At 73.8% G+C, this 21,933-nt stretch carries 21 protein-coding genes; 11 read left to right on the top strand and 10 right to left on the bottom strand.

Translation table 11 applies throughout. The annotated features are described in order from the left end of the window. Window positions 1-5 precede the first annotated feature (5 nt). From S1361_RS22155 to S1361_RS22145, 3 genes are read right to left on the bottom strand one after another with little or no spacing between them, the layout of a single operon-like run. Window positions 6-1,703 carry an L-aspartate oxidase gene (locus S1361_RS22155; RefSeq protein ID WP_208033547.1) on the bottom strand — a complete coding sequence of 566 codons (1,698 nt, stop codon included), beginning with the start codon at window positions 1,701-1,703 and terminating at the stop codon, window positions 6-8. Further along, complete coding sequence (gene panC / locus S1361_RS22150; RefSeq protein WP_208033546.1) at window positions 1,700-2,689, bottom strand: pantoate--beta-alanine ligase; 990 nt, start codon at window positions 2,687-2,689, stop codon at window positions 1,700-1,702. Before panC ends, S1361_RS22155 begins: the two co-directional genes overlap by 4 nt. Then, window positions 2,686-3,678 carry a Rossmann-like and DUF2520 domain-containing protein gene (locus tag S1361_RS22145; RefSeq protein WP_208033545.1) on the bottom strand — a complete coding sequence of 331 codons (993 nt, stop codon included), beginning with the start codon at window positions 3,676-3,678 and terminating at the stop codon, window positions 2,686-2,688. The genes panC and S1361_RS22145 overlap by 4 nt, the downstream gene beginning before the upstream one ends. Window positions 3,679-3,894: 216 nt before the next feature. Between S1361_RS22145 and S1361_RS22140 the strand changes: the two genes are divergently transcribed. Continuing rightward, window positions 3,895-5,091, top strand: coding sequence for a threonine aldolase family protein (locus S1361_RS22140; RefSeq protein WP_243769259.1), 1,197 nt, complete (start codon window positions 3,895-3,897; stop codon window positions 5,089-5,091). Window positions 5,092-5,110: 19 nt separating this feature from the next. On the opposite strand, the gene S1361_RS22135 is transcribed toward S1361_RS22140, so the two are convergent. Beyond that, window positions 5,111-5,320, bottom strand: a complete 210-nt coding sequence (locus S1361_RS22135; RefSeq protein WP_208033543.1) for a hypothetical protein — start codon at window positions 5,318-5,320, stop codon at window positions 5,111-5,113. Window positions 5,321-5,507: 187 nt separating this feature from the next. Here S1361_RS22135 and S1361_RS22130 point away from each other — a divergent pair, with 187 nt between their 5' ends. Continuing rightward, window positions 5,508-6,611, top strand: coding sequence for a DUF5937 family protein (locus S1361_RS22130; RefSeq protein WP_208033542.1), 1,104 nt, complete (start codon window positions 5,508-5,510; stop codon window positions 6,609-6,611). 72 nt (window positions 6,612-6,683) lie between these two features. Here S1361_RS22130 and S1361_RS22125 read toward each other — a convergent pair whose 3' ends face one another. Further along, entirely contained in the window at window positions 6,684-7,355 is a 672-nt protein-coding gene (locus tag S1361_RS22125; RefSeq protein WP_208033541.1) for a response regulator transcription factor, read from the bottom strand. 77 nt (window positions 7,356-7,432) lie between these two features. After that, window positions 7,433-8,638, bottom strand: a complete 1,206-nt coding sequence (locus tag S1361_RS22120) for a sensor histidine kinase (RefSeq protein ID WP_208033540.1) — start codon at window positions 8,636-8,638, stop codon at window positions 7,433-7,435. A 118-nt stretch (window positions 8,639-8,756) separates the two neighbouring features. Between S1361_RS22120 and S1361_RS22115 the strand changes: the two genes are divergently transcribed. Next, window positions 8,757-10,040, top strand: coding sequence for an SAM-dependent methyltransferase (locus S1361_RS22115; protein WP_208033539.1), 1,284 nt, complete (start codon window positions 8,757-8,759; stop codon window positions 10,038-10,040). A gap of 105 nt (window positions 10,041-10,145) precedes the next feature. Here the strand turns inward: S1361_RS22115 and S1361_RS22110 are convergent, their stop codons facing one another. Then, window positions 10,146-11,297, bottom strand: a complete 1,152-nt coding sequence (locus S1361_RS22110) for an NADH-quinone oxidoreductase subunit D (protein WP_208033538.1) — start codon at window positions 11,295-11,297, stop codon at window positions 10,146-10,148. 31 nt (window positions 11,298-11,328) lie between these two features. Between S1361_RS22110 and S1361_RS22105 the strand changes: the two genes are divergently transcribed. Together S1361_RS22105 and S1361_RS22100 are read left to right on the top strand one after the other, a co-directional pair. Continuing rightward, complete coding sequence (locus tag S1361_RS22105; protein WP_208033537.1) at window positions 11,329-11,832, top strand: PH domain-containing protein; 504 nt, start codon at window positions 11,329-11,331, stop codon at window positions 11,830-11,832. Continuing rightward, window positions 11,829-13,259 (top strand): PH domain-containing protein, encoded by a 1,431-nt coding sequence (locus tag S1361_RS22100; RefSeq protein WP_208033536.1) that lies wholly within the window; start codon window positions 11,829-11,831, stop codon window positions 13,257-13,259. The genes S1361_RS22105 and S1361_RS22100 overlap by 4 nt, the downstream gene beginning before the upstream one ends. A 16-nt stretch (window positions 13,260-13,275) precedes the next feature. Here S1361_RS22100 and S1361_RS22095 read toward each other — a convergent pair whose 3' ends face one another. After that, window positions 13,276-14,559 carry a hypothetical protein gene (locus S1361_RS22095; RefSeq protein WP_208033535.1) on the bottom strand — a complete coding sequence of 428 codons (1,284 nt, stop codon included), beginning with the start codon at window positions 14,557-14,559 and terminating at the stop codon, window positions 13,276-13,278. A 97-nt stretch (window positions 14,560-14,656) separates the two neighbouring features. Beyond that, window positions 14,657-15,784 carry an alpha/beta hydrolase gene (locus S1361_RS22090; protein ID WP_208033534.1) on the bottom strand — a complete coding sequence of 376 codons (1,128 nt, stop codon included), beginning with the start codon at window positions 15,782-15,784 and terminating at the stop codon, window positions 14,657-14,659. Between the two features lie 224 nt (window positions 15,785-16,008). Here S1361_RS22090 and S1361_RS22085 point away from each other — a divergent pair, with 224 nt between their 5' ends. The 6 genes from S1361_RS22085 to S1361_RS22060 all read left to right on the top strand — a co-directional run bounded on the left by S1361_RS22085 (window position 16,009) and on the right by S1361_RS22060 (window position 21,246). Beyond that, window positions 16,009-17,823, top strand: coding sequence for a phosphatidylglycerol lysyltransferase domain-containing protein (locus tag S1361_RS22085; protein ID WP_208033533.1), 1,815 nt, complete (start codon window positions 16,009-16,011; stop codon window positions 17,821-17,823). Between the two features lie 157 nt (window positions 17,824-17,980). Then, window positions 17,981-18,895: a dihydropteroate synthase gene (gene folP, locus S1361_RS22080; RefSeq protein WP_208033532.1), complete on the top strand. Its 915-nt coding sequence runs from the start codon at window positions 17,981-17,983 to the stop codon at window positions 18,893-18,895. After that, the gene (locus S1361_RS22075) at window positions 18,892-19,422 is read left to right on the top strand and encodes a nuclear transport factor 2 family protein (protein ID WP_208033531.1); all 531 of its coding nucleotides are present in this window, start codon (window positions 18,892-18,894) and stop codon (window positions 19,420-19,422) included. The genes folP and S1361_RS22075 overlap by 4 nt, the downstream gene beginning before the upstream one ends. Before the next feature lie 266 nt (window positions 19,423-19,688). Then, window positions 19,689-20,048, top strand: coding sequence for a dihydroneopterin aldolase (folB, locus tag S1361_RS22070; RefSeq protein ID WP_208033530.1), 360 nt, complete (start codon window positions 19,689-19,691; stop codon window positions 20,046-20,048). After that, window positions 20,045-20,656 carry a 2-amino-4-hydroxy-6-hydroxymethyldihydropteridine diphosphokinase gene (gene folK, locus S1361_RS22065; protein ID WP_208033529.1) on the top strand — a complete coding sequence of 204 codons (612 nt, stop codon included), beginning with the start codon at window positions 20,045-20,047 and terminating at the stop codon, window positions 20,654-20,656. Before folB ends, folK begins: the two co-directional genes overlap by 4 nt. Before the next feature lie 101 nt (window positions 20,657-20,757). Further along, window positions 20,758-21,246 carry a DUF3180 domain-containing protein gene (locus S1361_RS22060; protein WP_208033528.1) on the top strand — a complete coding sequence of 163 codons (489 nt, stop codon included), beginning with the start codon at window positions 20,758-20,760 and terminating at the stop codon, window positions 21,244-21,246. A gap of 25 nt (window positions 21,247-21,271) precedes the next feature. Here the strand turns inward: S1361_RS22060 and folE are convergent, their stop codons facing one another. Further along, window positions 21,272-21,877, bottom strand: coding sequence for a GTP cyclohydrolase I FolE (folE, locus tag S1361_RS22055; protein WP_208033527.1), 606 nt, complete (start codon window positions 21,875-21,877; stop codon window positions 21,272-21,274). Between the last annotated feature and the right edge of the window lie 56 nt (window positions 21,878-21,933).

Raw genomic sequence — 21,933 nt, 5'->3', positions numbered from 1 at the left:
CGCTGTTACCGGATAGGGGGGAAGTCTGCGGTGTCGGTGGTGCGTACGGCCAGCGACCGGTCCGGATTGAGCCGTACGACGATGTGGCGCCGCCAGTGGGTGTCGTCGCGCTCGGCGCGGTCCTCGCGCCAGTGGCAGCCGCGGGTCTCCTCGCGCAGCCGGGCGGCGGTGACCAGGACCCGGGCCACGCACATGAGGTTCGTCGCCTCCCAGGTGTCCACGCCGGGCTCGGCGGTCTTGCCGTTCTCCTCCAGCGCGTCCCGGGCCTCGGCGTGCAGCTTCTGGAGCTGGTCGGCGGCCCGGGCGAGGGACTCCTCGGAGCGCAGCACGCCGGCGCCCTCGGTCATGATCCGCTGGATGGCGAACCGGGTCTCGGGGGCGAGCAGCGGGTGCGCGGGCTTGCCGGGCTCCGGGACCGGTGCCGGCACGCGCGCGTGGAGGCCGCTCCCGGCGTGGGCGGCGGCGATGTCGGCGGCGATCCGCTCGGCGTAGACGAGCCCCTCCAGGAGGGAGTTGGAGGCGAGCCGGTTGGCGCCGTGCACGCCGGTGCACGCGACCTCTCCGCATGCGTACAGGCCGGGCACGGTGGTCCGGCCCCGGGCGTCGGTACGGACGCCTCCGGAGGCGTAGTGGGCGGCCGGGGCGATCGGGATGGGCTCGGTGACCGGGTCGATGCCGTTGGCCCGGCAGGCGGCCAGGATGGTCGGGAAACGGTGCTCCCACATGTCGGCGCCGAAGTGCCGGGCGTCCAGGAACATGTGCTCGGCGTCCTGCTCCTGCATCCGCCGCATGATGCCCTTGGCGACGATGTCCCGCGGCGCCAGCTCGGCCAGCTCGTGCTGCCCGACCATGAAGCGCACGCCGTCCGCGTCGACCAGGTGGGCGCCCTCGCCGCGCACCGCCTCCGAGACCAGCGGCTGCTGCCCTTCCGCGTCCGCGCCGAGGAACAGCACGGTCGGGTGGAACTGCACGAACTCCAGGTCGCTGATCTCCGCGCCCGCGCGCAGTGCCAGCGCCACGCCGTCGCCGGTCGACACGTACGGGTTGGTGGTCGCGGAGAACACCTGGCCCATGCCGCCGGTCGCGAGGACCACGGCGGGCGCGTGCACGGCGCCCACGCCGTCGTGCTGGCCCTCGCCCATCACGTGCAGGGTGACCCCGGCCGTACGCCCCTCGGCGTCCGTCAGCAGGTCCAGCACCAGTGCGTTCTCGACGGTGCGCAGCCCGCGCGCGCGGACGGCCTCGACGAGGGCCCGGGAGATCTCCGCGCCGGTGGCGTCGCCGCCGGCGTGCGCGATCCGGCGGCGGTGGTGGCCGCCCTCGCGGGTGAGTTCCAGTTCTCCTTCGGAGGACTCGTCGAAGTGCGCGCCGGTGTCGATGAGCCGCCGTACCGCGTCGGGGCCCTCGGTGACGAGGATCCGTACGGCCTCCTCGTCGCAGAGTCCCGCGCCCGCCACGAGCGTGTCGGCCAGGTGCTCCTCGGGGGTGTCGCCCTCGCCGAGGGCGGCGGCGATGCCGCCCTGCGCCCAGCGCGTGGAGCCGTCGTCCAGGCGGGCCTTGGTGACGACGACCGTGGTCAGCCCGGCGGCCTCGCAGCGCAGGGCCGCGGTCAGGCCGGCCACCCCGGAGCCGACCACGACCACGTCCGCGGAGATGGCCCAGCCGGGTGCGGGCGCGTGCAGTCGTATGCCTGTGCTGGTCACGAGGCGGCTCCGAAGATGAGGGGGAGGTTGTCGATCAGCCGGGTCGAGCCGACCCGGGCTGCGACGGCGAGGACGGCCTCGCCGGTGAAGTCGTCGCCGATCTCGGTGAAGTCGGCGGGGTCGACCAGCGCCAGGTAGTCGAGCTTCAGCGGCGGGTCGAGGCGGGCGGCCTCGTCCAGGACCTGGCGGGCGGCGGCGCGGACGGCCGCCGGGCCGCCGGGCGCGGCGGTGGCCACCGCGTGCGCGTCGGCCGCCGCGCGGGACTCGCCTATGGCGCTCAGCGCCTCGGCACGCGCGTGCGTGGAGGGCACTTCCCGGGCCCGGGCGCGCAGCGCCTCCTGCGCCGCGTGCCGGTCCCGGCCGGCGAACAGCGCGCGGGACAGCGCGAGCGCGGTACGCCGCTCGTCCGGCGCGAGGTAGCGGTTGCGGCTGGACAGGGCGAGCCCGTCCTCCTCGCGCACGGTCGGTACGGCGACGATCTCGACGCCGAAGTTCAGGTCCCGCACCATGCGCCGGATCAGGGCCAGCTGCTGGGCGTCCTTCTGGCCGAACAGGGCGACGTCGGGGCGGGTGAGGTGCAGCAGCTTGGCGACGACGGTGAGCATGCCGTCGAAGTGCCCGGGCCGCGAGGCGCCCTCCAGGCGCTCGCCCATGGGTCCGGCGGTGATGCGCACCTGGGGTTCGCCGCCGGGGTAGACCTCGTCCGCCGAGGGCGCGAACACGGCGTCTGCGCCGGACTGCTCGGCCAGCTTCAGGTCGGCGTCCAGGGTGCGCGGGTAGCGGTCGAGGTCCTCCCCCGCGCCGAACTGCAGCGGGTTGACGAAGACGGTGACGACGACCTCGCCGTCCGGGCCGGCGATCTCCCGCGCGGTGCGGATCAGGGTCGCGTGGCCCTCGTGCAGGGCACCCATGGTCATCACGACGGCACGGCGGCCGTGGCGCACGCGCGCGTGCAGCTCTTCGGCGGTGCTCAGCAGGGTGGTCATCGGTCGTTCCCCTCGGTGCCGGTCGTGCCGTCGGTGCCGTGCGTGCCGTCGGTGCCGTCGCCTTCTCGGCCGCCGGGGCCTGCGTGGCCTGCGTCGGCGAGTACCCCGAGGAGGTCCTCGGCGAGCTCCGGCTTCAGCAGGCCGTGCGCGAGCGCGCGGTCCGCGGTCGCGCGGGCCATCGCCAGATAGCCCACCACGGTCTGCGGGGCATGCCTGCGCAGCTCGGTGACGTGCGCGGCGACCGTACCGGCGTCCCCGCGCGCGACCGGCCCGGTCAGGGCGGCGTCACCGGAGCGCAGGGCGTTGTCCAGGGCGGCGCCGAGCAGCGGGCCGAGCATCCGGTCGGGGGCCGTCACACCGGCCGTGCGCAGCAGCTCCATGGACTGGGCGACCAGGGTCACCAGGTGGTTGGCGCCGAGCGCGAGGGCCGCGTGGTACAGCGGGCGGTTCTGCTCGCTGATCCACTCCGGCTCGCCGCCCATCTCGATCACCAGGGCCTCGGCGGCCAGCCGCAGCTCCTCGGGCGCGGTGACGCCGAAGGAGCAGCCCGCGAGGCGCTGGACGTCCACCGGCGTGCCGGTGAAGGTCATCGCGGGGTGCAGGGCCAGGGGCAGCGCGCCCGCGCGCAGGGCCGGGTCGAGGACCTTCGTGCCGTACCGGCCGGAGGTGTGCACGAGCAGTTGTCCGGGCCGTACCGCGCCGGTCTCGGCGAGCCCGGCGACCAGGCCGGGCAGGGCGTCGTCGGGGACCGTGAGCAGCACCAGGTCGGCGCGCTGGAGAACCTCGGCGGGCGGCACCAGCGGGACGTCCGGGAGCATCGTCTCGGCACGCCTGCGGGAGGCGTCGGAGACTCCCGAGACGGCCACCGGGCGGTGCCCGGCGAGCTGGAGGGACGCGGCCAGGGCGGGGCCCACGCGGCCGGCGCCGACGACACCGACGGTGAGCCGCGCGGGGCGGTCCTTGAGGTCTGGCTGGTGGACTGTACTCACGCGACGGCGGCCTTCCCGTTCCAGTCCGCTCTGGGTACCGGACGATTTCTCGTCATGTTAACGCTATCGGGTACCACGGCGGCCGGCTGTGCACAGGCTGTGGGTTTCACCACGCGCCCGTCGCGCCCGCGCGCGGAAGTCACGGGAGCCCCTCCCGGCGCCCGCGCGCGGAAACCCTGGTGCCCCTCCCGGTGCCCGCGCGGCATGATCCACGGCATGACCGACAGGGCTGAGCAGGACACGGACCAGGACACCGGGCAGGACATGGAGCGGCAGACGCGGGAACGGTTGCGGGAGCGGCGCGCGGCGGCCCAGCGACAGGCCCGGCGGGTACTGTCCCGCGCGGACTGGGGAAGCTCGATCCGCGACCGTCTCGCGCACCTGATGGACGCGGCGGACGAGGTGTACGACCTGGACGAGCCGGCCGACGTCTACGGCAACCGGATCGTGGCGGCCCTGGAGGAGCGGATCGCCGCGCTGCTGGGCACGGAGGGCGCCGCGTTCTTCCCGACGGGCACCATGGCCCAGCAGGTGGCCCTGCGCTGCTGGGCGGCCCGCACCGGCGATCCGACGGTGGCCCTGCACCCCCTGTCCCATCCCGAGGTGCACGAGCGGCACGCCTTCAGCCAGGTCAGCGGCTTGCGCCCGGTCAGGGTGGGCGAGGGGCGCCGACTGCCCACGGCGGCCGAGATACGCGACGTCGAGGAGCCCTTCGGGGCGCTGATGCTGGAACTGCCCCTCAGGGACGCCGGTTTCGTGCTGCCCACGTGGGAGGAGCTCACCGAGGTCGTCGAGGCGGCCCGGGAACGCGAGGCGGTGGTGCACTTCGACGGCGCCCGCCTGTGGGAGTGCACCGAGCACTTCGGGCGCCCTCTTCAGGACATCGCGGGCCTCGCCGACAGCGTCTACGTGTCGCTGTACAAGTCCGTCGGCGGCTTCGGCGGCGCCGCGCTCGCCGGCCCGGTGACGCTGGTGGAGGAGGCGAAGACCTGGCGGCACCGGTACGGCGGCATGGTCTTCCAGCAGTTCCCGACCGCCCTGTCCGCGCTGATCGGCCTGGAGCGCGAGCTGCCCCGGCTGCCCGGGTACGTCCGGCACGCGCGCGTGGTGGCCGCCGCGCTGCGCGAGGGCTTCGCGGCGGCCGGGGTGCCCTGGGCCCGCGTCCACCCGGAGGTGCCGCACACCCACGAGTTCCAGGTCTGGCTGCCGTACGAGCCCGGCGTGGCGGCCGAGGCGGCCGTGCGGCAGGCCGAGGAGACGTCGGTGCTGCTCTTCGCGAACGCCTGGGACGACGGCGGTCCCGGCCTCGCGTTCACGGAGGTCGTCGTCCGTTCCGCCGGCCTGGAGTGGACGGCGGACGACGTCCGCGCGGCCGTACGGGACTTCGTGGACCGCCTGCCGGACCCGGCGTGACCGCGCGCGGGCCCGGGGGCTAGCCGAGTGCGCGGGGGCGCAGCCAACGAGCCAGCGTGCGCCTGAGCCACCCGCGTGCCGGGCGTTCGCCGATGGCCGCGCGGAAGCGCCGGTGGTCGCGCAGCTCGCGGACGAGGCCGAGGTCGTGGCGGCCCGGCGCGGGCGGTTCGGGCTCGCCGTGCAGACGGGCGCGGTAGCTGTCGAGGAGGTACTGCTGGGTGACGCTCATGGCGGATCGCCTTCTCGGGACGGTACTGGTGGTCACTAGCCGTCACCGAGCGCTCGGTGACTGATCGGGCTCCGCGGCTGCCCCGGTGCCCTCAGCCTGCCTCCCGGTCCGCACCGGTGTGCCGTGGATTGACGGCTGCCGTCAATCCACGCGGGCACTGTCAGTGGGCGGGTGCACGATGGGGGGCATGAGCGTGACCATCGACATCACCGGGCTGCCCTTGGAGCGGGTGTGCGTCGTGCCCTCTCCGCTGGCGGAGCTGGGGATGGCGTTGCACGCGCTGAGCGAGCCCGGCCACCACCCCGAGCTGCGCGGCTGGGCGACCGCCGTCTCCTCCCGGCTGGACCCCTGCCTGGCCGACCGGTTGTGCGAGGCGGACTTCTTGTGGCGTACGACGTTCTCGGACGTCTTCGCCCCCTTCGCCGGCCTCCCGGGCGGACGCGCGACTCCCGGGGCCACGCTCGCCGAGGAGCTGGACCAGCTGGACAAGTTGACGGACGAGCAGTTCGTCAACGCCGCCCTGGAGTTCACCTGCCAGCTGCGCTACGACGTCCGGGAACCCGGCCCGCTGGACGACCCGGAGCTGCGCCGGCGCTCGCTGGAACTGGCCGCCGCGCGCGGGGCCGTGCAGGAGCGGTTCACGCGCCGCCTGCTGACCGATCCGCCGGCCGTCCGCGCCTGGTTCCGGCAGCTGATGCTCGACTGCGACGACGCCTTCTTCGCCGACACCTGGGCCCGCGTCCAGCCTCAGCTGGCCGCGGACGCCCGGCACAAGACCGAACTGCTGCGCCGCAAGGGCCTGGGCGAGGCCCTCGCGTCCCTGTCCGGGGCCGTCTCGCTGGACGAGGAGGCCGGCCTCGTCACGGTCGACAAGCTGCTGGTGGGCCGCACCGCCACCGGCGACGGCGGCCTGGTGCTGGTGCCGACCAGCCTCGGCTGGCCGCACGTGATGGTCCTGCACCGGTACGGCTGGCAGCCCTCCATCGCCTACCCGGCGAGCGTTCCCCGGCCGCAGGCCCCGTCCGTGGAGCAGCTCACGCGCCGGCTGGAGGCGCTGGCGCACCCGGTGCGGATGCGGCTGTGCCGGCACCTCGCGCGCGCCCCGCACACCACCAGCGAACTGGCCGACGCGCACGGCATGTCGGCACCCGAGATATCCCGGCACCTGACGGTGCTCAAGAAGGCCGGTCTGGTCACCGACTGCCGGCGCGGCCGGTACGTCCAGCACCAGCTGGACCTGTCGACGGTGGCCCGGCTGGGCAGCGACTTCATCGAGGGCGTCCTGCGCTGAGGCCCCGGCCCGTGCGCCGTACGCGCGCGGACGCCGTCCGCCGGATCCCGTACCGGCCCGGGGCGTCGGCCGTCAGCCGTGGCCGCCGGCCCGCACCAGCCCCGTCTCGTACGCCAGGACGACCACCTGCACCCGGTCGCGCAGACCCAGCTTGGTCAGGATGCGGCCCACATGGGTCTTCACGGTCGCCTCGCTCAGCACCAGCCGGGCCGCGATCTCGCCGTTGGACAGGCCCTGCGCGACCAGCACCATCACCTCGCGCTCGCGCTCGGTGAGCCGTTCCAGCTCCTTGTGCCGGGGCTCCTTGCCGACGGAGGGCAGCATCGGCGCGAAACGGTCCAGCAGGCGCCGGGTGGTGGAGGGCGCCACGACCGCGTCACCGCTGTGCACGGCACGGATGGCGGCCAGGAGATCGCCGGGCGGCACGTCCTTGAGCATGAAGCCGGATGCGCCCGCCTTCAGCCCGGAGAAGGCGTACTCGTCCAGGTCGAACGTGGTCAGGATGAGCACCTTCGGCGGCTCGGCCTCGGAGCAGATCCGCCGGGTGGCCTCCACACCGTCCAGCTTCGGCATCCGGACGTCCATCAGGACGACGTCGACGGGGGTGGACCGCAGCACCTGGAGGGCCTCCACGCCGTCGCCCGCCTCCGCGACGACCTCCATGTCCGGCTGCGCTGCGAGCACCATCCGGAACCCGGTGCGCAGCAGCACCTGGTCGTCGACGAGCATCACGCGGATCGTCATCGGGCCTCTTTCGTCGGGTGCGGGGTGTGGCTTCAGGGGAGGGTGTCACAGGCGCCGGCGGAGGGCGCCCGGTTGTGTCAGTGGGCCGGTTTGAGCGGCAGCAGGGCGCTGATGCGGAATCCTCCGCCCGGGCGCGGGCCGGCGTCCAGGGTGCCGCCGACCATGCCGACGCGCTCGCGCATACCGATCAGGCCGTGGCCCTGTCCGTCGGCGCCGCCCTCCTCGTACAGCTCGTGCGGCGCGCCCTTGCCGTCGTCCTCGACCAGCAGGCCGAGACCGTCGTCGAAGTAGACCAGGCGCACGCTCGCGCCCGCGTCCGGCCCGCCGTGCTTGCGGGTGTTGGTGAGCGCTTCCTGGACGATCCGGTACGCGGTCAGCTCCACGCCGCTGGGCAGCGGGCGCGGGGTGCCCTCCACCTTGAAGTCGACCGGCAGGCCGGAGCTGCGGCACTGCTCGACGAGGTCGTCGATCTGCTCGACGTCGGGCTGCGGGACGTACTCCCCGCTCTCCTGGTGCTCGCCGGTGCGCAGCACGCCCAGCAGGCGGCGCATCTCGGCCAGGGCCTGGCGGCCGGTGGAGGAGATCGTCTCCAGGGCCTTGCGCGCCTGGTCGGGCGCGGTGTCCATGACGTAGGCGGCGCCGTCGGCCTGCACCACCATCACCGACACGTTGTGCGCGACCACGTCGTGCAGCTCGCGTGCGATCCGGGCGCGCTCGGCGGCCACCGCGACCTTGGACTGCGCCTCGCGCTCCTTCTCCAGACAGGCCGCGCGCTCCTCCAGCTGGGCGAAGTAGGCGCGCCGCGTGCGCATGGAGTCGCCGAGCACCCAGGCCAGCGCGAAGGGCACCGTCTGGAAGACGGCCAGGGCGATGTGCCCGGCGAAACTGGCCTGCTCGGCCGGCCAGCGGATCTGGGCCACGGTCGCCGCGCAGAGGCTGACGGCGAGGGAGAGCCGGGAGGCCCAGCGCGCGCCGACCGCCGCGACCGTGTAGGTGATCACCAGCATGGCGAAGTCGGAGACGGTCGTCTCGATGTCCAGGACCAGCTGGGCCAGCCCGACCACGAGGGCGACCAGGAGCATCGGCTCCGGGAAGCGGCGGCGCAGCGCCACGACGACGCCCAGCACGGCGGCCACGGCCAGCCCCTCGGCGATGGTCCCGTGATGACCCGGCACCCGGTTGAGGTTGACCACGCTCAGCGCGGACACCGCGAGCAGGGCGACGGCCCAGAAGGTGTCGACCCAGGTCGGGTGGCGGCGGAGGAAGTCATAGAGGCGCTGCACGTAACCCAGCGTAGGGAAACCAGATGCGTGCAGGGGTCAACCGAAGGGCCGATCCGCGCCCGGGGCGCATACTCCGCAAGGTGGATGCCGTGATCATCTGGTTGCCTAGTCTGGTGCGGTGACCGATGAGACGACGGCGGGCTCCCGCGCGCATCCCGGGCCGCGCGGTTGGCGCGCTGCGGCCCAGGCCGCCCTGTACGGCCCCGGCGGCTTCTACCGGCGCCCGGAGGGCCCGGCCGGCCACTTCCGTACGTCCGTGCACGCCTCCGCCCTGTTCGCGCGGGCCGTGGCCCGGCTGCTGTGCCGGGTCGACGCGGCACTCGGCCGGCCCGCGGTGCTGGACTTCGTCGACATGGGCGCCGGGCGGGGGGAGCTGGCCGGCGGGGTGCTCGCCGCGCTGCCGGCCGACGTGGCGGCACGCGTGCGCGCCAGTGCCGTGGAGATCGCCGACCGCCCGGCCGGCCTGGACGAACGCATCACCTGGCGGAGCGACCTCCCGGACGCGGTCGCCGGGCTGCTGTTCGCCAACGAATGGCTCGACAACGTGCCCGTGGACGTCGTGGAGGTGGACTCCGCGGGCGTGCCCCGGCTGGTCCTCGTGGCGGAGGACGGCTCCGAGCGGCTCGGGGAACCCGTGACGGGCGCCGCCGCCGACTGGCTCGCCCGCTGGTGGCCGCTGCCGGCCGAGGAGGGCCTGCGGGCGGAGATCGGGCTGCCCCGGGACCGCGCCTGGGCGGCGGCCGTGGACCGGGTGGTCCGGGGTCTGGCGGTGGCTGTGGACTACGCCCACACGCTGGACACCCGCCCCCCGTTCGGCACCCTCACCGGCTTCCGGGAGGGCCGGGAGACGGCGCCGGTGCCGGACGGGTCGTGCGACATCACGGCACACGTCGCCTTGGACGCGTGCGCTGCGGCCCCTGCTCCGACGCGCACGCCCTCCGGCACGACGCACACGCCCTCGGACACAGCGCGCACACCCGCCGACGCGCCCCTCACCCAGGAGCGCACCACGCTCCACACGCCTCCTGGCACGGCGCAAGCGCCCCCAAACGAAGCGCACGGGACCACTGGGGCAGCACGCGAACTTCCCGCCGCGCGCCTCCTCACGCAACGCGCCGCTCTGCACGCCCTCGACCTCACCGGCGCACGCCCCTCGCTGGCGCTGGCCTCCACGGACCCCGCCGCCTATGTGCGCGCGCTGGCGAGCGCGGGCGAGGCCGCCGAGCTGACGGCACCGGGCGGCCTCGGCGACTTCGGCTGGCTGCTCCAGCCGGTCGGCATCCCGGACCCCTTGGAACAGGGGCAGTGGCCGGGTCAACCGCAGCAGCCGCAGCCGAACCGCCCGCAGCAACAGCGACCGGAGCAGGCGCCGAGGCACCCGCAGGACCCGCCGGGCCGGTAGGCCGCACCACGCGGCCTACCGGTGAGCCGCGCCATCCCGCCGGCCGACCCACTCACCACCCGGCCGGCCGACCCACCCCGCCGGCCGCCCACTCACCGCCGGCGCCTACTTGTCGATGTCGCCGACCACGAAGAACATCGAGCCCAGGATCGCCACCATGTCCGCCACCAGCGTCCCCGGCAGCAGCTCGGTCAGCGCCTGGATGTTGTTGTACGAGGCCGAGCGCAGCTTCAGCCGGTACGGGGTCTTCTCGCCCTTGCTGACGAGGTAGTAACCGTTGATCCCGAGCGGGTTCTCGGTCCACGCGTACGTGTGCCCCTCGGGCGCCTTCAGCACCTTCGGCAACCGCTGGTTGATCGGCCCCGGAGGCAGCTCGGCGAGCCGGTCCAGGCAGGCGTCGGCGAGGTCCAGCGCGTTGTGGGTCTGCGCCAGCAGCACCTCGAAACGGGCGAGGCAGTCGCCCTCGCTCCGGGTCACCACCTCCAGGGTGTCCTGGAGCTCGCCGTAGGCCAGGTACGGCTCGTCGCGGCGCAGGTCGAAGTCGACGCCCGAGCCGCGCGCGATGGGCCCGCTCACGCCGTAGGCGTGCACCGTCTCGGGCGCGAGCGTGCCCACGCCCCGGGTGCGCCCCCGGAAGATCTCGTTGCCGAGCACCAGGTCGTCGAAGACGTCCATGCGGGAGCGCACGTCGGCGACGGCGGCACGCGCGCGTGCGGTCCAGCCGGCCGGCAGGTCCTCCTTGAGGCCGCCGACGCGGTTGAACATGTAGTGCATGCGCCCGCCGGAGACCTCCTCCATGACGTTCTGGAGCACCTCGCGTTCCCGGAACGCGTAGAACACCGGCGTGATCCCGCCCAGCTCCAGCGGGTAGGAGCCGAGGAACATCAGGTGGTTCAGCACCCGGTTCAGCTCGGCGAGCAGGGTGCGCGTCCACACCGCACGCTCGGGGACCTCCATGCCGAGCATCCGCTCCACGGCGAGGACCACGCCCAGCTCGTTCGAGAACGCCGACAGCCAGTCGTGGCGGTTGGCGAGCACGATGATCTGCCGGTAGTCGCGTGCCTCGAAGAGCTTCTCGGCGCCGCGGTGCATGTAGCCGATGACCGGCTCCGCGTGCACGATGCGCTCGCCGTCCAGCACGAGCCTGAGCCGCAGCACGCCGTGCGTGGACGGGTGCTGAGGCCCGATGTTGAGCACCATGTCGGTGCTCTCCGCCGCGCCGCCGATGCCGACCGTGGTCTCCGTCGTAGGAGTCATGGCCCCAGTTTCCCCTACGTACGCTGGCCTCATGGAAACGGGGAGGCTCGAAGGGTCCGGAGCGCCGGCGGACCAGCCGGTGTGGCGGGGGCTACAGCCCGGGCTGCTGCGCGTGCGCCGACTGCTGCTGGTGGGGTGGACGGGGGTGCTCGCGGTGGCCGCGGGGCTGCTGCCCGGGCTCCTGGCGGGGCCCGCGTGGGCGGCCTGCGCGCTGCTGCCGCCGGTGTGCGCGGCCTGGTGCTGGCGGCTGCTGGGGCGCAACTGGCGCTCCTGGCGGTACGCCGAGCGCGCCGACGACCTGCTGATCAGCCGCGGTGTGCTGTGGCGCGAGGAGACGGTGGTGCCGTACGGGCGCATGCAGCTGGTGGAGGTGACCTCCGGGCCCCTGGAGCGGCGCTTCGGGCTGGCCACCGTACAGCTGCACACGGCCGCAGCCGCGACCGACGCGACCATCCCCGGCCTGGACCCGGCCGAGGCGGAGCGTCTGCGTGACCGGCTGACCGAGCTGGGCGAGGCACGATCGGCGGGCCTGTGACGTCCCCCGGCCGCCCCGACGGCATACCGGAGCCCCCGCCCGTCACCGAGCGCCGGCTGCACCCGGTCACGCCCTTCCGCCGCGCCTGGGCGCCGCTGACCGTACTGACCGGCTGGGCGGTGCACGATCCGGGCGGCGCCCAGGAGCAGTTCGCGCGGCTGACCGGCACCGTGCTGCTGCTGGGACTGGCGGTACTGGTGCCGGCGGCCGGTCTCTACGGCTTCCTGTCCTGGTGGTTCACGCACTACGCCGTCACCGGCACCGAGCTGCGCATACGGACCGGGCTGCTGTTCCGGCGCACCGCGCACATCCGGCTGGAGCGCATCCAGGCCGTGGACGTCTCCCGTCCGCTCCTCGCGCGCGTGGCGGGCGTCGCCAAGCTCCGGATCGATGTCGTCGGCACCGACGACAAGGACGAGCTGGCCTTCCTGGGCGAGCGGGAGGCGCGCGCCCTGCGCGCGGAGCTGCTGGCGCGCGCGGCCGGCTTCGCGCCCGAGACCGCGCACGAGGTCGGCGAGGCGCCCGCGCAGGTGCTCCTGCACGTGCCGCCGCGCGAGCTGGCACGCGCCCTGCTGCTGACGGGCGCCACCTGGGGTGCGCTGTGCGCCGCACTCGTCGTCCCGACCGTGCTGTGGCTCGTCACCGGCAACCTGTGGACCGTGCTCGCCAGCGCCCTGCCGCTGTTCGGCGCGGCCGGCGCGAGCAGTGCGGGCCGGTTCGTCACCGAGTTCGACTGGACGGTGAGCGAGTCCCCGGACGGGCTGCGCATCGACCACGGGCTGCTCGACCGGGCGCACGAGACGGTGCCGCCCGGCCGGGTGCAGACCGTACGGATCGTGGAGCCGCTGCTGTGGCGGCGCTGGGGGTCCCGCCGCTCGGGCGGAGCCGAGAGCGGGGGAGGCTGGGTGCGGGTGGAGCTGGACGTGGCCGGCTCCGACAACTCGGTGCTGATACCGGTCGCCCCGCGCGCGGTCGCCGAGTCCGTCGTCGCGCGCGTGCTGCCCGGCGTGACGGTGCCCCGGGAGCTGTCACGGGCGCCGCGGCGGGCCCGGTGGTGCGTGCCGGTGTGGTGGCGGGGGCACCGGCTCGCGGTCACCGGCGCGGTGTTCGCCGCCCGGAGCGGTCTGCTGTGCCGCCGGCTCTCCCTCGTGCCGCACGCGAAGGTGCAGAGCGTACGGCTCACCCAGGGGCCCTGGATGCGCCGTCGGGGGCTCGCCGACGTTCACGTGGACACCGGGGCCGGCAAGACCGTGACGGCCCGCCTGCGCGACGCCCAGGAGGCCGCGCGCCTCCTGCACGAGCAGGCGGAACGCTCCCGCACGGGCCGTCGCAACGCCCGCCCCGACCGTTGGATGGCCACCGGCCGGCCCCTCCGCCGCACCGACGCACGGGGCCCGGCTCCCTCGCGGGGAGACCGGGCCCGGTAGTACGGCTGACAGGGGCTCAGGAAGCCGCGCTGCGCAGGCGCTGGACGTCGATCTGTTCGGTCTCGTCGTGCGCCGTCAGGTCGATGATCTGCCCGACCTCCCGGGACCGCGCGTCGGCGGGCTTGAAGCCGGCCTCGGACTCGGCCTTGTGCACGGCGAGCGCCTCCGGTCCGACGACGTCGGCGAGGTCCTCGTTCTGCACGGAGTCCAGCGTGGCCTTCGGCGTGCCCTTCTGGGTGCCGAAGAAGTCGAACCCGCCCTCGACCGCCGGCCGCCGCGCGGGCGCCGGCGGTACGACGGCCACCGCGGTCGGCACCGTGAAGTGTCCGGCGGGCGGCTGCCCCGCGGGCCGGGCGGCCTCGACCGCCCGGGAGGCGTCCGCGCCGTCCGTCACGGTCTGCGGGGCGCCTTCTCCTTTGGCGACGGACCCGGCCTCGGGCTTGTGCTCCGCGGGAGCCTCCGGCGCGTCGTCCACGGCGTCGGCATCGGTCACGGCGTCGGCATCGGCATCGGCATCGGCAAGCGCATCCGCCTCGGCGGGCTCCGGCACCGCCTGCGGCTCGTGGTCCGCCACCGTGTCCGGCTCGGCCCCGGACGCCACGACGCCCTCCACGCCCTCCGCCTCGGCGTCGGACTCGGCCTCGACGCCGGGCTCGGGGTCGGGCTCCGACTCGCCCCGCGCCCCCCGGCCGAACCGGGCCAGGGCGGTCAGGGCCTGCCGGTAGAGCTGAGCGCCCTCGGGCGAGAACACCGCGTACGCCGTCGGCTCGTCATCGGAGCCGGCCGTCTCCGGCCCGGCGCTCCGCGCGGGCGGCAGCGCGGGCGCCGACGAGGGCTCGGGCACCGCCGCTTCGATCTCCAGCAGCCGCCTCCCCTCCAGGGCGCTGGCGCGCTCGGTCTCCGCGGTGGCGTAGCGGCGCAGCAGGGCGGCGTGCTCGTTGCGCAGGCCCGCCAGCTCGGCCCGCTTGGCGCGCAACCGCTGCTCCAGCTTGGTGCGCAGTTCGCGGGACTCTTCCAGGTCGGTCTCCAGTTCGGCGACCCGTTCCTCGTACCGCCACTCGTCGCCGGCACGCGCGCGCGTGAGTTCGGCGACCTGCTTGCCCGCCTGAGCGTCCCAGCGGCGCATCACGACCGCGCCGACGACCGCCGTGGCGGCGGCCGCTGCGGCCAGCGCCCGCACCACTGTGACCTCGGAGAACACCCAGGGACCCAGCGCGCAGACGACGGAGACGCCGGCGATCGCCGACGGGGGCAACAGCCGGTGCAGAGGCGGGGAATGGCGGTGGCGTCCACGTGGCATGGCCAGAAACTTACCGCGCGTAGGCGAATCGTGGGTCCCCGCACCGTAAAAACCCGGCCACACCCTGGGCCTCACCGGGCGTCGGTGCCTAGTCCGCTCAGCGGTCACTGAGCCGCCCGCTGATCCACTGGAGGGTCGGCGGGATCTCGCGCCGCCAGGTGTTGAAGTTGTGCCCGCCGCTGTCGAGGATGATCGACGAGATCCGGGTCAGGTTCGTGGCCTGCACCCGCTCGATGAACTTCGTCGTGGCCTTGTAGTTGTGTTCGCCGACCTTGCTGCTGGTCACGAGCAGCGCGGTGTCCGGCGCCTCCTCGTGCTGGAGCAGCCAGAACAGGTCGGCACGGTTCTGCCGCTTCTTGTCGCCGTGGAAGAGGTCGCCGGTGGTCGGGTCGATCGGCGCCTTGTAGTACGGCGAGAGGCCCGCGCCGGCCGCGTAGACGTAGGGGTGGTGCATGGCGAGCTTGAGGGCGCAGTAGCCGCCGGTGGAGTCACCGATGACGCCCCAGCTGCCCGGCCGCTTGCCGGCCCGGTAGTGCGTGAGGACGGCGTCCGGAAGGTCCTTCGCAAAAAACGTTTCCGCCTGGGGCCCGCCCGGCACGTCCACGCATTCCGTGTCCCGCGGCGGCGCCACGGTCGGCCGCAGCATCACCAGGATCATCGGCTGCATCCGCCCGTCCTTGGCGAGCCCCTGCGCCGTGCTCGGGTAGTTCAGCTTGTCGACCAGTGACCGCGCGGTGCCCGGGTAGCCGGTCAGCACGACCGCCGTCGGGAACGTACGCGTGCGGTACTGCGGCTGGAAGTACTCCGGCGGCAGGTACACGTACGCGGGCGTGACGATGTGGGTCTTACGGCCGACGATGTCGACCTTCTGGATCTGGCCGCCTATCTCCGGCCGCGAGGCGCGCACGCCGGGCACGTCGGAGGTGGAGACCACCTGGAGCGGGCCGCCGCTGCTGCCGTGGGCCGAGTGGTCGATGACCACCCCCTGGTCGGTCTCCTTGCCGAACAGGTCGGCCCAGCTGGCGTAGAAGCCGAACGCCTGGTTGGCGGCGAGCCCTACGGTGGCGAAGAGCGCCAACTGGGTGGACAGCAGCAGGCCGACCCGTCCGCTGACGGCCCGCCAGCTCTGCCGCGCCAGCCGCGGCCACAGCCACACCGTGCCGATGAACAGCACGACAGCGACCAGAATCGCCAGCACCAGCACTTTGTTGCTCGTGAGACCCATGGCTGTTTCCTGCCTGCGCTTTCCGCCCGTTCCCGCCCCACATCGTCGCGTGGGCTTGCCCGGGGCTTTCCTTGGCCTTTGACCCGACTTTCCGGTGGGGAGTGAACCTCTCCCCCCGAGACACCGTCCTAGAGGGCGCAATGTCGCCGGACGCCCGATCGGGCCCGGGTCCAAGGTCTCTCGCAGAACTACGGGATGCGATGTCTGTCAGGATAGATGGGGAAATGTCGGGCGGGGTTCCGGGCCGATCAAGCCGGGCGCGGCGCATACTGCGCGGCCCGCGTCCCGAGGCCGTTCCCGCTCTGGTCGGCCGGGCCGCCGCGCTCGTGGGCGTCCTGGACATCGCCGCGGGCGTCTTCCCGCGCTTCCGGCACAGCCGTATGCACGCTATCGCCGAGGTGCTGCCGGGCTCGTTCGGCCCCTTCGCGGCGGCGCTCTCGCTCAGCGCGGGCGTGCTGTTGCTGCTGCTGGCGCACGGGCTCAAGCGGCGCAAGCGGCGCGCGTGGCGGGCCGCGGTCGCGCTGCTTCCGGCGGGCGCCGTGGCGCAGTTCGCGTACCGGCACTCGGTCGTCGGCGTGCTCATCGCGGTCGCGCTGCTGGTGCCGCTGCTGCGCCACCGGCAGCAGTTCGAGGCCCTGCCCGACCCGCGCAGCAGGTGGCGCGCGCTCGCCAACTTCGTCCTCATGAGCGCCGGTTCCGTCGCCCTCGGCCTGGTCATCGTCAGCGTCCACCCGGACCGGACGATCGGTGACCCGAGCCTGGCCGACCGGCTGACGCACGTCATCTACGGCCTGTTCGGCTTCGAGGGCCCGGTCGACTACCAGGGCAACACCTCCTGGACGGTCGCGTTCTCCCTCGGTGCCCTCGGCTGGATCACCGCGGCCACCACCATCTACCTGGCCTTCCGCCCGGAGCACCCGGCCGCGCGCCTCACCGAGGAGGACGAGTCCCGGCTGCGGGAGCTGCTGGCCAAGCACGGCGGGCGCGACTCGCTCGGCCACTTCGCGCTGCGCCGCGACAAGGCGGTCGTGTTCTCGCCCAGCGGCAAGGCCGCGGTCACCTACCGGGTCGTGTCCGGCGTGATGCTCGCCAGCGGCGACCCCATCGGGGACGTCGAGGCCTGGCCGGGCGCCATCGAGCGCTTCATGGACGAGGCCAAGGCCCACTCCTGGACGCCCGCGGTCATGGGCTGCTCGGAGACGGGCGGTGAGGTGTGGACCCGTGAGACCGGCCTGGACGCCCTTGAACTGGGTGACGAGGCGGTGGTGGACGTGGCGGATTTCTCGCTCGCCGGACGCGCGATGCGCAACGTGCGCCAGATGGTCAAGCGCATCGAGCGGGCCGGCTACGAAACCCGGGTCCGGCGCATCCGTGACCTCGGCGAGGCCGAGCTGGAGCGGATCCGCCGGGCGGCGGAGGACTGGCGCGGCACGGACACCGAGCGCGGCTTCTCCATGGCGCTCGGCCGCATCGGCGACCCCTCCGACGGCGACTGCCTGATCGCCACCGCCCACAAGCAGGACGACGAGCCGGGCGAGTACGGCGACTTGAAGGCGATCCTCCACTTCGTGCCCTGGGGCCGGGACGGCGCCTCGCTGGACCTGATGCGCCGTGACCGCAGCGCCGACCCCGGCATGAACGAACTGCTCATCGTCGCCGCCCTGCAGGCCGCCCCCAAGCTCGGCATCACCCGGGTCTCGCTGAACTTCGCGATGTTCCGCTCGGCCCTCGCGCGCGGGGAGAAGATCGGCGCCGGTCCGGTGCTGCGCGCCTGGCGCGGGTTGCTGGTGTTCCTCTCGCGCTGGTTCCAGATCGAGTCGCTGTACAAGTTCAACGCCAAGTTCCAGCCCCGCTGGGAGCCGCGGTTCGTGGTCTACCGCGCCTCCGCCGACCTGCCCCGCATCGGTTTCGCCGCCATGCAGGCGGAGGGGTTCGTCAACCTCGCGCTGCCGATGCCGCGGTTCCTGCGCGGACGCCGGGCCGCCGCAGGGCGCCCCTGCGCGCACGCCGTGGCCGAACGGGACGTCCAAGCGGCCTGAGCCGCGGACACGCCGGAGGATACGGCCCCGAGGACGGCCGTGGGCCCGGCCGGAGGCAGGCCGACAGCCGGGGGAGGGAGCCCCTCCCCTCCGGCCCGGGAGCTTCCGCCCGGGCCGCCGCGCGTTCCCGGCATCCGCCTGGGCCTACGCTGAACGTATGAACAACCTCAGCGGGCGCGGCCGAGTGGCCGGCCTTCCGGCATGGGACCGGTGCGCGGTCATGGGGGTCGTGAACGTGACCCCCGACTCCTTCTCCGACGGCGGCCGCTGGTTCGACACGACCGTCGCCGTCAAGCACGGCCTGGACCTGGTCGCCGAGGGCGCGGACCTGGTCGACGTCGGCGGAGAGTCCACCCGGCCCGGCGCCACGCGCGTGGACGAGGCCGAGGAACTGCGGCGGGTCATCCCCGTGGTGCGCGGCCTCGCCGGCGAGGGAGTCGTCGTCTCCGTCGACACCATGCGCGCCTCCGTCGCCGAACAGTCCCTCGCGGCCGGCGCCGCCCTCGTCAACGACGTCAGCGGCGGCCTCGCCGACCCCGCGATGATCCCGGTGGTCGCCGAGGCGGGCGCCCCCTTCGTCGTCATGCACTGGCGCGGCTTCCTCCAGGGCGGCAACGTCCAGGGCGTCTACGAGGACGTCGTCGGCGAGGTCGTGGACGAACTGCACGCGCGCGTGGAGGCCGTGCTGGCCGGCGGCATCGCCCCCGACCGCGTCGTCGTCGACCCCGGCCTCGGCTTCTCCAAGCAGGCCGAGCACGATCTCGCGCTCCTCGCCCACCTGGACCGGCTGCGCGCCCTCGGCCACCCCCTGCTGGTCGCCGCCTCCCGCAAGCGGTTCCTCGGCCGGGTCCTGGCCGGACCGGAGGGCGCTCCCCCGCCGGCCCGGGAGCGCGACGCGGCCACGGCCGCCGTCTCCGCGCTGGCCGCGCACGCCGGCGCCTGGGCGGTGCGCGTGCACGAGGTGCGCGCCACGGCGGACGCGGTACGCGTCGCACGGGCGGTGGAGACCGCGCGCAGGGCAGACCCCGCGCCCGGGACGGACAGCGAGCGCCGGGCGGAAGGAGAGCGGTGAGCGCCCCCCATACCGACGTGGAGCAGGTGGAGGCCGCCAACACCGCCTTCTACGAGGCACTCGAACGCGGCGACTTCGAGGAGGTCTCCTCGCTCTGGCTGACCCCGGCCGACCTGGGCGTGGACGAGACCTACCACGACCCCGCGGACACCGGCGTGATCTCCTGCGTGCACCCGGGCTGGCCGGTGCTCACCGGCCGCGGCGAGGTCCTCCGGTCGTACGCCCTGATCATGGCCAACACGGACTACATCCAGTTCTTCCTCACCGACGTGCACGTCTCCGTGACCGGCGACACCGCGCTGGTGACCTGCACGGAGAACATCCTGAGCGGCGGCCCCGCCCAGGAGGGCGCGGAACTGGGCCCGCTGGTCGGCCAGCTCGTCGTCGCCACGAACGTGTTCCGGCGCACGCCCTCCGGCTGGAAGCTGTGGTCCCACCACGCCTCCCCGGTGCTGGCCGAGTCGGACGACGGCGACGAGGACGACCAGGTGAACGGCGTGAACCCGGACGACGACCCCCTCGCCTGACAGCGGCCCGGCAGGAGCCCCTGACGCGCGAATCCGTCACGGGAAGTGGTTGGAATCACCTACCCCGGGGTAGTAGCGGCTACCAGCCCATGACAGGGCCGGGTTCCCCAGGGGAAACATCCGGTGAACCCTCGGGGGAGGGGGCCCGCGCCCACGCCCCCGCGGCCCGGCCCTGTCGGTGCCCGCAGGTAGATTCGTCTGAGGCCGGTGTGCCGCCCGCACGCGGTACGGGCCGGTCGTTCCCGACGATTGCAGGAGTGATTCGCGTGGATCGTGTCGCGCTGCGCGGCCTCAAGGCCCGCGGGCATCACGGTGTGTTCCCCAAGGAGCGCGAGGAGGGCCAGACCTTCATCGTGGACCTCGTCCTCGGCCTGGACACCCGGCCGGCCGCGGCCGACGACGACCTGGCGAAGACCGTGCACTACGGCATCGTGGCCGAGGAGGTCGTGGCCGTGGTCGAGGGCGAACCGGTGAACCTCATCGAGACCCTCGCCGAGCGGATCGCCCGGACCTGCCTGAAGCACGAAGGGGTCGAGGAGGTCGAGGTCCGCGTGCACAAGCCGGACGCCCCGATCACCGTTCCCTTCGACGACGTGACCGTCACCATCACCCGGAGCCGAGCATGACCCGACCTTTCCGCCAGGGTCACAGCGACCCGACCGTCCAGCCGGTGCCCGCCTCGGTCGTCGAGCAGGTGGACGCCGCCGACACGACGCTGAGCAACCCGAAGTGGGCCGTGATCTCCATCGGCTCGAACCTCGGCAACCGCCTGGAGACCCTCCAGGGTGCCGTCGACGCCCTGGAGGACACCCCGGGCGTCCGGGTGAAGGCCGTCTCCCCGGTGTACGAGACCGAGCCGTGGGGCGTGGAGCCGGGCAGCCAGCCGTCGTACTTCAACGCGGTCGTGGTCCTCAGGACGACCCTGCCCCCCTCGTCCCTGCTGGAGCGGGCGCACGCCGTGGAGGAGGCCTTCCACCGCGTCCGGGACGAGCGCTGGGGCCCGCGCACGCTGGACGTCGACATCGTCGCCTACGCCGACGTCACCTCGGACGACCCGCACCTCACCCTGCCCCACCCGCGTGCCCACGAGCGCGCGTTCGTGCTCGCGCCCTGGCACGACGTGGACCCGCAGGCACAGCTCCCCGGCCGCGGCACGGTGGCCGATCTGCTGTCCGGCGTCACCCGTGAGGGCGTGGCGCCGCGCGCGGACCTGGAACTCCGGCTGCCCGAGTAGTCGTTAAGGTCGAGACGGATCAAGACCACGACGACCACCGTCCGTCCGGGACGGCCCGGGTGGAGCGGCCCGGGATGGTCCGGGGGAACTGAAGGGACACCGTGAGAGAGCTGCGCATCAGGGTGCTGGCGGGCGTGTTCGTCGTGGCCGGCGTCCTGTCCTGGGCGGGCGCCCGCCTCTGGAACTCGATCGGGACCCTCCCCAGCGTCCCCCTGGCCGCTCCCGTGGTCCTCGCGCTGATCGCGGTGGTCCTGCTGTCCACGGCGCTCTCGCTGCGCGCCCGGCTGAAGGCCCAGCGCGAGCGCCGGCCCGGCGCCAAGGGCGTCGACCCGCTGATGGCCGCCCGCGCGGTCGTCTTCGGTCAGGCCAGCGCCCTGGTCGCCGCCCTGGTCGCCGGCATGTACGGCGGCACGGGCGTCTTCCTGCTGGAACTGCTGGAGATCCCGCCCCGCCGGGACCAGGCGATCTACGCCGGTCTCTCGGTGCTGGCCGGGCTCGGCGTGATAGCGGCCGCCCTGTTCCTGGAGCGGGTCTGCAAGCTCCCGGAGGACGACGACCAGAACCGCCCGGGGGCGGAGCCGGTGGCCTGAACCCCGGCCCCGCCCCGGAGCGCGGTCAGCGCGCCATGATGAGGCTCATCGCCTCGTTCCGCGTGGCCGCGTCCCGCAGCTGACCGCGCACGGCGGACGTTATGGTCTTCGCGCCCGGCTTGCGGATGCCGCGCATGGACATGCACATGTGCTCGCACTCGACCACGACGATGACGCCGCGCGGCTCCAGGATGTCCATCAGGGAGTCCGCGATCTGCGTGGTGAGGCGCTCCTGCACCTGCGGCCGGCGGGCGTAGACGTCGACGAGGCGGGCGAGCTTGGACAGGCCGGTGATCTTTCCGGTCTCGGACGGGATGTAGCCGACGTGGGCGACGCCCCGGAACGGCACCAGATGGTGCTCACAGGTCGAGTACACCTCGATGTCCTTCACCAGGACCATCTCGTCGTGCCCCAGGTCGAACGTCGTCGTCAGGACGTCCTCCGGCTGCTGCCACAGGCCGGCGAAGATCTCCTTGTAGGCCCGCGCGACCCGGGCCGGTGTCTCCCGCAGCCCCTCGCGATCCGGGTCCTCACCGACCGCGATCAGCAGCTCCCGCACGGCGTTCTCGGCGCGCTTCTCGTCGAACTCGCCGATGCGGCCCTCGCCGTCCAGCGTCACCGGGTCGGTCATCTGGTTCCTCGTTCCTCTGCCTTGCACGCGCGGTATGCCTCGCGTTCCCTCTGCGG

The organism is Streptomyces cyanogenus, from assembly GCF_017526105.1.
GTDB lineage: Bacteria > Actinomycetota > Actinomycetes > Streptomycetales > Streptomycetaceae > Streptomyces > Streptomyces cyanogenus.
The sequence above is the reverse complement of the archived record's forward strand: the minus strand, read 5'-3'. Positions and strand labels throughout refer to the sequence as shown.